At 59.1% G+C, this 12,330-nt stretch carries 11 protein-coding genes; all 11 read right to left on the minus strand.

Annotation, left to right across the window (positions count from 1 at the left end):
• Nucleotides 1-9: 9 nt before the first annotated feature.
• Nucleotides 10-1,377, minus strand: a complete 1,368-nt coding sequence (gene wzyE, locus ACJ8IP_RS19115) for an ECA oligosaccharide polymerase (protein WP_033631481.1) — start codon at nucleotides 1,375-1,377, stop codon at nucleotides 10-12.
• Nucleotides 1,374-2,459, minus strand: a complete 1,086-nt coding sequence (locus tag ACJ8IP_RS19120; RefSeq protein WP_033645035.1) for a TDP-N-acetylfucosamine:lipid II N-acetylfucosaminyltransferase — start codon at nucleotides 2,457-2,459, stop codon at nucleotides 1,374-1,376. The genes wzyE and ACJ8IP_RS19120 overlap by 4 nt, the downstream gene beginning before the upstream one ends.
• Nucleotides 2,456-3,706 carry a lipid III flippase WzxE gene (wzxE, locus tag ACJ8IP_RS19125; RefSeq protein ID WP_033645036.1) on the minus strand — a complete coding sequence of 417 codons (1,251 nt, stop codon included), beginning with the start codon at nucleotides 3,704-3,706 and terminating at the stop codon, nucleotides 2,456-2,458. The genes ACJ8IP_RS19120 and wzxE overlap by 4 nt, the downstream gene beginning before the upstream one ends.
• A 1-nt stretch (nucleotide 3,707) precedes the next feature.
• Nucleotides 3,708-4,838 (minus strand): dTDP-4-amino-4,6-dideoxygalactose transaminase, encoded by a 1,131-nt coding sequence (gene rffA, locus ACJ8IP_RS19130; protein WP_033652432.1) that lies wholly within the window; start codon nucleotides 4,836-4,838, stop codon nucleotides 3,708-3,710.
• The gene (gene rffC / locus ACJ8IP_RS19135; protein WP_042783442.1) at nucleotides 4,825-5,553 is read right to left on the minus strand and encodes a dTDP-4-amino-4,6-dideoxy-D-galactose acyltransferase; all 729 of its coding nucleotides are present in this window, start codon (nucleotides 5,551-5,553) and stop codon (nucleotides 4,825-4,827) included. Before rffC ends, rffA begins: the two co-directional genes overlap by 14 nt.
• A complete protein-coding gene (gene rfbA / locus ACJ8IP_RS19140) occupies nucleotides 5,531-6,412 on the minus strand; it encodes a glucose-1-phosphate thymidylyltransferase RfbA (RefSeq protein ID WP_042783441.1) in 882 nt (293 codons plus the stop codon). Before rfbA ends, rffC begins: the two co-directional genes overlap by 23 nt.
• Nucleotides 6,413-6,461: 49 nt before the next feature.
• Nucleotides 6,462-7,529: a dTDP-glucose 4,6-dehydratase gene (gene rffG, locus ACJ8IP_RS19145; RefSeq protein WP_072626500.1), complete on the minus strand. Its 1,068-nt coding sequence runs from the start codon at nucleotides 7,527-7,529 to the stop codon at nucleotides 6,462-6,464.
• Nucleotides 7,526-8,788 (minus strand): UDP-N-acetyl-D-mannosamine dehydrogenase, encoded by a 1,263-nt coding sequence (gene wecC, locus ACJ8IP_RS19150; RefSeq protein WP_072626499.1) that lies wholly within the window; start codon nucleotides 8,786-8,788, stop codon nucleotides 7,526-7,528. The genes rffG and wecC overlap by 4 nt, the downstream gene beginning before the upstream one ends.
• Nucleotides 8,785-9,915 carry a non-hydrolyzing UDP-N-acetylglucosamine 2-epimerase gene (gene wecB, locus ACJ8IP_RS19155; RefSeq protein ID WP_033652437.1) on the minus strand — a complete coding sequence of 377 codons (1,131 nt, stop codon included), beginning with the start codon at nucleotides 9,913-9,915 and terminating at the stop codon, nucleotides 8,785-8,787. The genes wecC and wecB overlap by 4 nt, the downstream gene beginning before the upstream one ends.
• 87 nt (nucleotides 9,916-10,002) lie before the next feature.
• The gene (gene wzzE / locus ACJ8IP_RS19160; protein ID WP_033652438.1) at nucleotides 10,003-11,058 is read right to left on the minus strand and encodes an ECA polysaccharide chain length modulation protein; all 1,056 of its coding nucleotides are present in this window, start codon (nucleotides 11,056-11,058) and stop codon (nucleotides 10,003-10,005) included.
• Between the two features lie 27 nt (nucleotides 11,059-11,085).
• Nucleotides 11,086-12,183 (minus strand): UDP-N-acetylglucosamine--undecaprenyl-phosphate N-acetylglucosaminephosphotransferase, encoded by a 1,098-nt coding sequence (wecA, locus tag ACJ8IP_RS19165; protein WP_025160399.1) that lies wholly within the window; start codon nucleotides 12,181-12,183, stop codon nucleotides 11,086-11,088.
• Nucleotides 12,184-12,330: the final 147 nt, after the last annotated feature.

Below are 12,330 nucleotides of genomic sequence, written 5' to 3' on the forward strand. Positions count from 1 at the left end.
TCATTACCCTTACAAAAGACCGTCCGCCCGTGGGGGAGAGGCCAGCGCGCGGGCGCGCGTCACTCTGGCCTTGATGAGCCCGGCGGTATCGAACAGCCAATACAGCAACTTCGCCAGCACCAGACAGGCGCCGAAAATAATGCAGAAGAACACCACGCGCGAAACGAATGAGTCCACCCCTTCGCGCGCCAACACGATCATGTTGAACACCGCGCCGAAGCAGAATCCTTGCAGGATAGCCGCCTTATAGCGGTTCGGTTCGGTTTTGCCCAACTCATACAGCCAGTCGAACCACTTGATGATCATGCCCACCAGAATCGCGCCGAGCGGGATGAACAGCGCGCCGCCCATCACCACCAGCGAACCGATCAGCGTCGGGGATATCGCCAGCCCGGAGTGGTTGTTCAGCACTTCCCAGGTGAAATAGTTGGCCGAGTTCAGCACCACGTCCGGCCGGCCCGGCCATAGCCACGTTGGGATAAAGACGTAGAAATCACGCAGGATCGGTGCCAGGCCCTGGAAATCGATCTTGTCGTAATTTTGCAGCAGCAGCGCCAGATTTTCCCACGGCGAGAAGGTGTCTCGGGTCAGATAGAGGAAGGTATAAAACGCTTCCGCGCCGCTGACGTCCAGGCTGTAGCGCTTCAACGCCAGCCAGAACATGCCGACCACGCCGAATATGCCGGCCGCCGCCAACATCCACAGCGTGATCCAGCCGCGCACGATGCCGATAAACAGGAACAGCGCGAAGGCGATGATGATATTGGCGCGGGTGCCGCCGACGATCACGTAGGTCAAAATGCCGAACGCCACCGTCGCCACCAGGAACAAGAACCAGGCGCGCAGATCCTGCCGCAGGAAATAGACCACCAGCATCGCCGGAATGAAGAAGTAGAAGAACCGTTTGAGCGCCACGCCGGACACGTCGCTGGAGAAGATCTGGCTGTAGGAATTGAGCTTGAACAGCAGGAAGCCGTTCTGCATGAAGAAGATACCCACAGTCCCGATCGCCACCAGCGCCAGCAGCACCCAGGTCATATGGGTTTCCACCCGGTTCATGGTGAACAGCGCCGCGCGCGGCTGAGAGCGGCGCTTGCGCAGCCGGGTCTTGTAGGTGACGTAATAGATGGCGTAAAACGCCGTCGCCGACAGCAAGGCGTACAGCAGAAACTCCACCGGCACCACCTCGACGTCAAACTGAAACACCAGCAGGCAGGTCAGCGGGAAGCCGAAATAAAACGTCAGCAAATACAGCAGCGAGAAGAAGACGTTGAAGTTAAAGCGCACGCGCCGAAACTCCTGGTAGGTCAGCGTCAGAATAAACGTCAGGCTGACCAGGTAGACGACGAACAGACCGCCGAATTGCGCCAACGTCATGAGTGCTCTCCCGCCGCCAGCGCCAGGGCTTGCTGCCAGCCATCGACATAGTTCGGATTAAAGAAGGCGATCGTCTGCTTGTCCACCGCCGCCAGCTGACGCTGCGCTTCGCGCACCACCGCCTCGTCGAGCGAGTCGCCGTAGAACAGCACCGGCAGGTGCTGTTCCGCCAAATCCTGCCAGAACGGGTTCTGCCGGCTGAGCACGAAAGGCACGCCAAACTGAATCAGCAGACACAGGGTGCCTATTCCCTGCTGGCGATTGAAAATGAAATAACCCAGATCGCAGGCGCGCAGGATGTTGAGGTAGTCCTCAAACGCCACCTGCTGCGTGAGCAGCTGCAGGTTTTTCTCGCCGAACAGCGGCAACCCGGCGGCGCGCACCTGCTCGATGTAGGCGTCGTTATTGGCCGGATAGCCCATCGGCAGGATCACGCGCACGTCGGCGCCGAACTGCTGATGTATCGCCTGCAGCGCTTCGATATGCCGGTTGCTGCGATCGCCGGAGTTGCCCACCAGAATCGTCATCGGCCCGGCCAGATTTTTCTCGACGTGAACGTCGGTCAGCGCCGGATCCATCCGCGTCGGGAAGTACAACAGCGAGGCCGGCACCCGCGCATGGCGCTGCTGATAGTGGATCACGTCGCCGCGGGTGGCGAACACGTTCCCCACTCGCCCCTGAGCAATGCGGCGCAGCAGGTAAAACAGCCGAAATTTCCAGCTGGTGGCGTCTTCATACAGATCGGCGCCCCAAATATGCCAACTGACCTGATGCGCCTTGATCTTGCCGCTCAGCAGCGCCAGCCACAGCCCCGGGTTAAACTGACCGTGCAGGAAGAAGCGCGCATCGCGATCGGCCTGGGCGCGGGCGATCACCGCCGCCGCCAGGCTCTTCTTGTCGGCGTAAGGCTCAATGTTCAGGGCGGGGAAATCCCCCAGTGCCGCCACATCCTTGGCCGCCACCATAAAATGCCGCGTCTGCTCAGCCGGCAAACGCGGCGCCAGCACGTCGTTGAAGAAGCGCAGCACCGTCTGGTTATGATGCGGGATATCGGATCCCAGAACGTGAATCAGTGTGGTCATACTCGTCTACGATAAATAAGAAACACGCAGCTACAGAGCGCGAAATACACGATGTAGGTTGCCATATAGGCCTGAGCCGCCCCCAGCGCGCCGCGCAGCGGGATCAGCCAGTGCGAGAACAGCGTCAGCAGCAGAAACTGGCTGACTTCCGTCAGGATATAAAAGCGCAGCGACGCTTTGGCGATCACCAGATAGCCGAACACATAAGCCCCGACTTTCAGCACGTCGCCCACCAGCTGCCAGGCAAACAGATCGCGCATGGCGACGAACTTGTCCGAGAACAGCAGCCAGATGGCGAAATCACGCAGCAACCACACCGTAAAGCTCGCCGCCGCTACCGCCGGCAGCACGAATTTCAGCGAGCGCACGATCTCCCGCGAGATAGCGCCCTTGTCCGTCAACCGCGACAGCGTCGGCAGCAGATAGACGGTAAACGAGGCGGTGATAAACTGCAGATAGGCATCGGAAATGCTGCTGACGCCTTGCCAGATCCCCACTTCATCCCAACCGTAATGCGCGGCCAACAGGTTACGCATCATCACGTAGGCCACCGGCAGCGTCACCGAAGTGATCAACGCCATGAGGGTGAATTTGCCGAGATTGCCGGCCACCCCTTTGTCCCAGCGCGGAGCCAGGTAGCGCAGCGGCAACGTTTTGCGCCGCCACAGCATCAGCCCGGCCGGCAACACCACCAACGCCGGCACCAACGCCAGCCCTGCCAGCGCGCCTTCATAGCCGCCCAGCTTGAAGCACAGATAATAAGCCACCACGCCGATCAGGCTGCCGCCGATCACCGCCAGCGCGTTGCCCATCGCGTCGCGATAGCCTTTCAGCACCGCCATGAACAGGTTGGCGTAGGCGATGCCCATCTGAATGAAGGCGACGGCGCGCACCACGCCGACGTAATCGGCATGCCCGAACAGCCCGATGCTGATCGGCTCGGCGGCGAACAAAAACACCAGCGCCAGCAAGGTCGAAAAGCCCAGCACAATGCTCGACGCGGTGCCGACCGCCAGACGCAGACGCTGCGAGTCCTGGTGGTACTCCGCCACGTATTTGGTGATGCCGTTAAAAATGCCCGCGCCGGACAGCACGCCCAGCACGGTGATCAACTGGCGGAAGTTACCCGCCTGCCCCACGCCGCTGGGGCCAAACGCCACCGCCAGCAGTTTCACCACCAATAGCCCCACGCCAATTTTGATCAGCGTGGAGCCGGCGGTCCATATCGACGCTTTTGCCAACGACATATCAGGCGAAAAAGCTCAGTATGCTATTGATAACCGTACGTTGATTGGCATCGGACAGATTGTAGAACAGCGGCAAACGCACCAGACGCGCACTTTCCTGGCTGGTATAGCGATCTTCACCGGCAAAGCGGCCAAACTGTTCGCCGGCCGGGCACGCATGCAGCGGGATATAGTGAAACACCGTCATGATCTCGGCTTCTTTCAAATAGTCGATAAATGCGGTGCGCTCTTCGATATCGCGCAGCTTGATATAGAACATGTGCGCATTGTGCTCGCAGTCCGCCGGCACAGTCGGCAGCTCGATACGGCCGGCCTGCGCTAACGGCAGGAAACTGTCGTAGTACTTCTGCCACAGCGACAGGCGGCGCTGATTGATGCGCTCCGCCACTTCCAGCTGACCCCACAGATAGGCGGCCTGCAGGTCAGACATCAAGTAGCTGGAACCGATGTCGCGCCAGGTATATTTGTCGACCTGGCCACGGAAGAACTGGCTGCGGTTGGTGCCTTTCTCGCGGATGACTTCCGCCCGATCGATCAGGGCCGGATCGTTCACCAGCGTCGCGCCGCCTTCGCCGCCGGCGGTATAGTTTTTGGTTTCATGGAAGCTGAAGCAGCCGATATGGCCGATGGTGCCCAATGCCTTGCCTTTGTAGGTCGACATCACGCCCTGCGCGGCGTCTTCCACCACGAACAGGTTATATTTCTTCGCCAGCGCCATGATGGTATCCATCTCGCAGGCGACGCCGGCGTAGTGTACCGGCACGATCGCGCGGGTTTTATCGGTAATCGCCGCTTCGATTTTGGTTTCGTCGATGTTCATGGTGTCCGGACGCAGATCGACGAATACCACTTTGGCGCCACGCAGCACAAAGGCGTTGGCGGTTGAAACGAAGGTAAAGCTCGGCATGATCACTTCGTCGCCCGGCTGAATATCCAGCAGGATGGCGGCCATTTCCAACGACGCGGTGCAGGAAGGCGTCAACAGCACTTTCGCGCTGCCGAAATGCTGTTCCATCCACTGTTGGCAGCGACGGGTAAAACCGCCGTCGCCGCACAACTTGCCGCTGCTCATCGCAGCCTGCATATATTCCAGTTCAGTGCCAACAACCGGTGGAGCGTTAAATGGAATCATGTCTACCTCTGTATAACCAATACGCGGTGCTTTCAATCACGGCACCCTGTCGTTGATAGAGTCTTAATGCGGCGATATTGCCTACCTGGGTCGCGACCCGCAGGCGCTGCATCCCCTGCCGCCGGCATTCGGCCAGCGCCGCCGCCATCAGTCTGGAGCCAATGCCCCGGCCTGATGCGCCGGGATAGGCCGCCAGCAAGCCGATACGCATTTCCTGGTCGCCAATGTCACGCAGGCTGACAAATCCTTCGGGTTGCCCCTGGTTGTCCAATACCAGCAAGCATTGATGATCAAAGGTGCCCAGCACCGCTTTTTCGATCCAGGCCGCATAGAATCGCCCGCTATCGGCGCGATCGTACCACGGTGCGCGAAATCGGCTGGCGGCGAACACGTCACCGGCGGCAGCCCGCAACGACGGGATGTCCTCGGGTACGGCCATCCGCACCCCGGCCGCAGCGGTATCGACCGTCTCGCGTCCAGTTGCAATGTTCACTGCCAGGTCCACTTCGCCTTCGACCAGCCGGAAGCCCAGCGCCGACAGCGCATCGGCCCACTCCAATCGGTAAGCAGGGATTTTAGCCTGCACCAACGCATAAGCATCCAAATCAGCGTGGCTGACGGGGGCCGCAGAGTCGTCGAAATGTAACTTGGCGCTTTTCAATTGGAAGAAGTCGCTCTCCCAATTCAGCGGTTCAATACTGGCGTGGACGCGCATGCAATAAATCCAGTAAGTATTTGCCGTAACCTGTCTTGGCCAGCGTCTGAGCCGCGCGTTTCACGCCCTCATCATCCAGCCAGCCATTGCGCCAGGCGATCTCTTCAAGACAGGCGATTTTAAAGCCCTGACGTTTCTCGACCGTCTGCACGAAACTGCTGGCTTCCAGCAGGCTGTCGTGAGTGCCGGTATCCAGCCAGGCAAAACCGCGCCCCAGCAGCTCGACGGTCAGTTCTCCGCGCTCCAGATACATCTGGTTGATGCTGGTGATCTCCAGCTCACCCCGAGGTGACGGTTTGATCTGCTTGGCGAACTCCACAACCTGAGCATCATAGAAATACAACCCGGTCACCGCCCAGTTAGACTTCGGTTTAACCGGCTTTTCTTCGATCGATAATGCCCGATAGCGGTCATCGAATTCCACTACGCCAAAACGCTCGGGATCCATCACCTGATAGCCAAACACCGTGGCGCCGGCGGTGCGCGCCGCAACGCTTCTCAGCTTGGGACTGAATCCCTGGCCAAAGTAAATATTATCGCCCAACACCAGGCAGCTCGGCTCGCCGGCCAAGAATTCTTCGCCAATCAGAAATGCCTGAGCCAGGCCATCGGGGCTAGGCTGCTCGGCATAGCTGAGATTGATGCCAAACGCTTCGCCGCTGCCCAACAAACGCTTGAAAGAAGGCAGATCTTCCGGCGTGGAGATAATCAGAATGTCTTTGATCCCCGCCAGCATCAGCACCGACAGCGGGTAATAGATCATCGGTTTATCGTAAATCGGCAACAGCTGCTTCGATACGCCGCGGGTAATTGGATGCAGACGCGTCCCGGAACCCCCTGCCAGCACAATACCTTTCATACTTGCTCCCAAATCCGCCGCACCGCGCACAGGCCGCACGGCGTGACATTCAATCGGACAGCCCCAAACGCTCGCCGGCATAAGAACCGTCTTGCACCCGGCGCCACCAGACTTCGTTATTCAGGTACCAAACCACGGTTTTGCGAATGCCGCTTTCGAACGTTTCCTGCGGTTGCCATCCCAACTCACGGTCGATCTTGCCGGCGTCGATGGCGTAACGCATGTCGTGGCCCGGGCGATCCTTAACGTAAGTGATCAGATCGCGGTAGTGCGCCACGCCCTGTGGTTTGTTTGGCGCCAGTTCTTCCAGCAGGTCACAGATGGTCTGCACCACTTCGATATTCTTGCGCTCGTTATGGCCGCCGATATTGTAAGTTTCGCCCACCACACCTTCGGTCACCACCTGATAGAGCGCGCGCGCGTGATCCTCGACATACAGCCAGTCGCGCACCTGCGCGCCGTTGCCGTATACCGGCAGCGGTTTACCGGCGACGGCATTCAGGATAACCAGCGGGATCAGCTTCTCCGGGAAGTGATAAGGGCCGTAGTTGTTCGAACAGTTGGTCACTAGGGTCGGCAAACCATAGGTGCGCAGCCAGGCGCGCACCAGATGATCGCTCGACGCCTTGGAGGCGGAATACGGGCTGCTCGGCGCATAGGGCGTGGTTTCGGTGAACAAATCGTCAGTGCCGTGCAGATCGCCGTACACTTCGTCGGTGGAGATATGATGAAAGCGGAAAGCCTGCTTCTTCTCCGCCGACAACGGCTGCCAGTAATGGCGCGCCGCTTCCAGCAGGGTGTAAGTGCCGACCACATTGGTCTCGATAAACGCCGCCGGGCCGTCGATAGAGCGATCGACGTGGCTTTCCGCCGCCAGGTGCATCACCACGTCCGGTTGATAACGGGCAAACACCCGATCCAACCCGGCGCGATCGCAGATGTCGATCTGCTCGAAGGCATAACGATCGCTGTCGGCCACTACCGCCAGCGACTCCAGGTTACCGGCATAGGTCAGCTTATCCACTACCACCACGCTGTCGCCGGTGGCCTCGATGATATGCCGCACGACCGCAGAGCCGATAAATCCGGCGCCGCCGGTGACTAAGATACGCTTCAACGCCAAACTCCCTTGGTATCCACCACCCAGCTTTGCTTAATCTCTTCCGGCCGGATGGTCTTGAACTGCTGGTGATCGACCAACATCACGATCACATCGGCCTGTTGCAACGCCTCCGCGATTGGCGTCAACGTCACATGGCCCGCCAGCGAAGTCGGCAACTGTTCGACGTTCGGTTCCACCGCCAGCGTTTCACCGACGTGCCATTCGGCGATCAGGTGGGCCACTTCCACCGCCGGGCTTTCGCGCAGATCGTCGATATTCGGCTTGAAGGCCAGACCGAAGCAGGCGATTTTCACCTCTGACGCCCGCTTGTCGGTGGCGGCCAGGCAATCGGCCACCGCCGCTTTCACCCGGTCGACCACCCACAACGGTTTGCCGTCGTTCACCAGACGTGCGGTATGGATCAAGCGCGCCTGCTGCGGGTTCTGCGCCACGATAAACCACGGATCGACGGCGATGCAGTGGCCGCCGACGCCTGGGCCAGGCTGTAGAATGTTCACCCGCGGGTGACGGTTCGCCAGGCGAATCAGTTCCCAGACGTTGATCCCCTGTTCGGCGCAAATCAGCGACAGTTCGTTAGCAAAGGCGATGTTCACATCGCGGAAGCTGTTTTCCGTCAGCTTGCACATCTCGGCAGTGCGTGAGTTGGTGACCACGCATTCCCCCTCGAGGAAAATCTTGTACAGCTCGCTGGCGCGCGCCGAGCACTTCGGCGTCATGCCGCCGATCACGCGATCGTTTTGAATCAGCTCCACCATCACCTGCCCCGGCAACACGCGCTCCGGGCAATAGGCGATATTCACGTCCGCCGCTTCGCCCGCTTGTTGCGGGAAGCTGAGATCGCTGCGCGCCTGCGCCAACCATTCCGCCATCTGTTCAGTGGCGCCCACCGGCGAGGTGGACTCAAGGATCACCAGATCGCCTTTTTTCAGCACCGGCGCCAGCGATTTCGCCGCCGCCTCGACATAGGCCAGATCCGGCTCATGGTCGCCCTTGAACGGTGTAGGCACCGCGATCAGGAACGCATCGGCCGCCAGCGGTTTGGTCACCGCCTGCAGGAAACCGCCGTCGACGGCATCCTTGACCACTTTATCCAGATCCGGTTCGACGATGTGGATAGCACCGCGATTAATGGTATCTACCGCATGTTGGTTAACATCTACGCCCACCACTTTTTTCTTGCGGGAAGCAAACGCCGCCGCCGTTGGCAAGCCGATATAACCCAGGCCGATAACCGAAATAGTGTCAAAACTCATAGTGTCACCTGATGATTCTTTAAAGCTTCGAGGATACGCTGACAGGCATGCCCGTCGCCGTATGGGTTGTGCGCCCGGCTCATCGCGTGATATTCGCTTTCGTCCGTCAACAGCCGGGTCACCGCTTCAACAATTTTGGCCACATCGGTGCCGACCAGGCGCACCGTGCCCGCATCTACCGCCTCCGGGCGCTCGGTGGTGTCGCGCATCACCAGCACCGGCTTGCCTAACGAGGGAGCCTCTTCCTGAATGCCGCCGGAGTCGGTGAGGATCATGTAAGCGTGGGTCATCAGATAGACAAACGGCAAATAATCCTGCGGCTCGATCAGCATGACGTTGTCGATGCCTTTCAAAATGCGATTCACCGGCTCGCTGACATTCGGATTGAGATGCACCGGGTACACCACCTGCACTTCCGGATGGCTGCGGGCGATCTCCGCCAGCGCGCTGCAAATCCGCTCAAAACCGCCGCCAAAGCTTTCCCGGCGATGGCCGGTGACCAGAATCAGTTTTTTGTCGGCATCGAGGAACGGGTAACGCTGCGCCAGGCTGGCGCGCAGCGCAGCATCGCTCATCACGCGATCGCGCACCCAGAACAACGCGTCGATCACCGTATTGCCGGTCACGAAAATGTGGTTGTCCGGCAGCAGCTCGCGCAGCAGATTTTGGCGCGAGTTCTCGGTCGGCGCGAAGTGGTACATCGCCAGATGGCCGGTCAGTTTGCGGTTGGCCTCTTCCGGCCAGGGAGAATACAGATTGCCGGTACGCAGCCCGGCTTCGACATGCCCAACGGGGATGCGTTGATAGAACGCCGCCAGACTGGTCGCCAGCGTGGTGGTGGTATCGCCGTGCACCAGCACCACGTCCGGTTTGAAGTCTTCCAGCACCCCTTTCAGCCCTTCCAGGATGCGACAGGTGATTTCCGTTAGCCCCTGGCCGGGTTTCATGATGTTCAGGTCGTAATCCGGCGTGATCTCGAACAACCGCAATACCTGATCCAACATCTCACGATGCTGTGCCGTTACGCAGACTCTTGCTTCAAAGGCCTCATCCTGGGCCAGTGCATGTACCAGCGGCGCCATTTTAATGGCTTCAGGTCTGGTGCCGAAAACAGTCAACACTTTCACAGCGAATCTCTTTTGGTCGGTTAATCGCAGGCCCCGCCTGCGAATGGGGCGCTCACGCGCCCTGCATCAGATTATTATATTATTTTTTTAACTACGCGGCCGACGCGCCAAGGCCACACCGGCGCCAACCAACGCGCCCATCGCGCCCCACAAAATCAGCCAGAAGACCCGGCGTGGGCTGTCGCGTTTTACCGGCTCTTCCGGCGTGCGCAAATAGCGATAGGTCTGGAACTTCTCATCCAACGTCGGGCCAACGTTCAGCGTCGCCAGCATTGCGCGGTTCTGATCGTAATCCAGATCGTAGGTCGGGCCGGAGGCCTGCAGGCCTTCCAGACGCGCCTGCAGCATTGGCCGGCCCAGCAAGAACAGATCCGAATCCGGCAACTGTTCGGCCGGAGTGTCGGTTTGCGTACGGCTGATCCCCTGGCTCTCGGCAATTTTCAACGCCTGTTGCGTGGTGTTCAGCTCGCGCTTGTAAACCGACTCCGCGACCGCTTCCTGACGCTTGACCTGTGCCTTCATCGAGGTGGTGCGAGCGGCCCACGCGCCCTGGATCTCTTCGTTCAGGTGCAGGGCTGCGCGGTGGCTGGCGAAGGCCACGTATTGGCGCAGCAGGCGGTTGGCGTCCGCGGCGGTTTCCGCCGTCAGCTTCACGCCGTCGTTCGGGACTTTTTTGTCGTCGCGCGGCGTGAACAGGATGTTATTGATCAGTTCGTCGAGCAATGCCGCATCGGCACGGGCATCCCCTTCCTGACGCTGTTTGTAGTAATCGCTCTGCAGCCAGAAATCGCGACGCGTGTCGTAAGCCGCCAGCTGCATGATGAATTCATTGTACGCTTCATCCGCGATGCTCGGCTGATCGCCGGCCGCCGCCGCCGGCAGCGTGCGCACATCCAGATTGCGCAGGAACTGCTGCTGGGAGTAATAACCGCCCAGCGCATTCACCGTCGGCCTGTCGGTGATCGCGGTGGCGCTCCACTCTTGCTTAACCAGGTAAGAAACGATCAGCGCGACCGCCGCGAACAGCACCGCAATGCCGATAATCCACGGTTTGCCGCGCCACAGGGTGCAGCACAGGCCGCGGATATCGAGTTCGTTATCCACCGCCGGGGTATGCTTGTCAGACGTTGTTTCTGGATTCATCACAGCCAAAAAGCCTCTGGTCTCTGGTTAAGGTACTTGCTTGTTATCGCCCGAACGCCGCAGCCGGCGCTTGATACGCTTAATGTATCGCGCAACCCGCCAGGCGCGCTTGATGCAGTAACCGTACAGGAAGAAGGCAAGCAAGAATAATGCCAACATAACCCACTCAGGGATAAAAGTCAGGCGTTCGCCGATCACGCCCACCGCCGCCAGCAACGCGGCCGCCAGGGTGATCAGCACGAAAGCCTGCCGCGGCGTAAAGCCGGCGCGCATGATCAGGTGGTGAATATGTTGACGATCGGGAGAGAAGGGGCTCATCCCCTTGCGTAAACGACGATACATGATTGCTATCATGTCCATCAGCGGAATAGCGATGATCCACAGCGCGGTCACCGGGTTGATCGAGTGCGCCTTTCCCTGCGAACTTTGCAGCAGCAGCCAAATGGCGGTAAAGCCGATCAGGGTGCTGCCGGCATCCCCCATAAACACCTTATAACGGCGGCCGAGGATGCCGAGATTGAGCAAAATATAGGGAACGATAGTGGCGATCATCGCAAAGCACCAGAACGCCAGCTCATGATGGCCGCTCAGGTACAGCAGCAGGCCCAGCGCCCCGAAGGAGACGCACGACAAACCGCCCAGCAGACCATCGATGCCGTCGACCATATTGAAAGCGTTGATCGCCGCCCATACCGCGAACAGCGTCACCAGATAGCCGAACGGCCCCAGCAGCATCTCCCAATCACCCAGCACATGGCCGAAGCTGCGCAGATACAGACCGGCGAACACCATCATGGCGATGCCGACCAGCGCCTGCACCAGGGCGCGAATTTTAACGCTGATATCGAAACGATCGTCGAGCGCCCCCACAAACACCAGAATACCGGCGCAGGTGAGATAAAGCTTGGCGTGTGCGATGGGTTGTTCAGAGATCCAAAACGCGAAGCACAACCCGGCATAAACGGAAATACCGCCGACCAGAGGAATCAGCCCCTGATGGCGTTTGCGATAATTGGGTTTATCTACCAGACCAATACGTTTTGCCGCCTTGCGGGCAACAAAGAGAAAAGCCAAAGAAAACAGGAAAACAAATAGAATTTCAGTACTCATAGTGAGTAAGTTCACAGTTAACAGATCTCTGTAGAAGATAAGGCAGCTTACCACGGGCTAAGGCTTGTGCCATCGGCCCCCGCTACCTTTCGGTCATTTCCTATGACAACGGTGATTCATGCCTATTTTCTTCGCATCGACTGACAAAATGACAGCAGCAAA

It is taken from the genome of Serratia sp. CY52157, from assembly GCF_052168495.1.
GTDB classification, from domain to species: domain Bacteria; phylum Pseudomonadota; class Gammaproteobacteria; order Enterobacterales; family Enterobacteriaceae; genus Serratia; species Serratia ureilytica.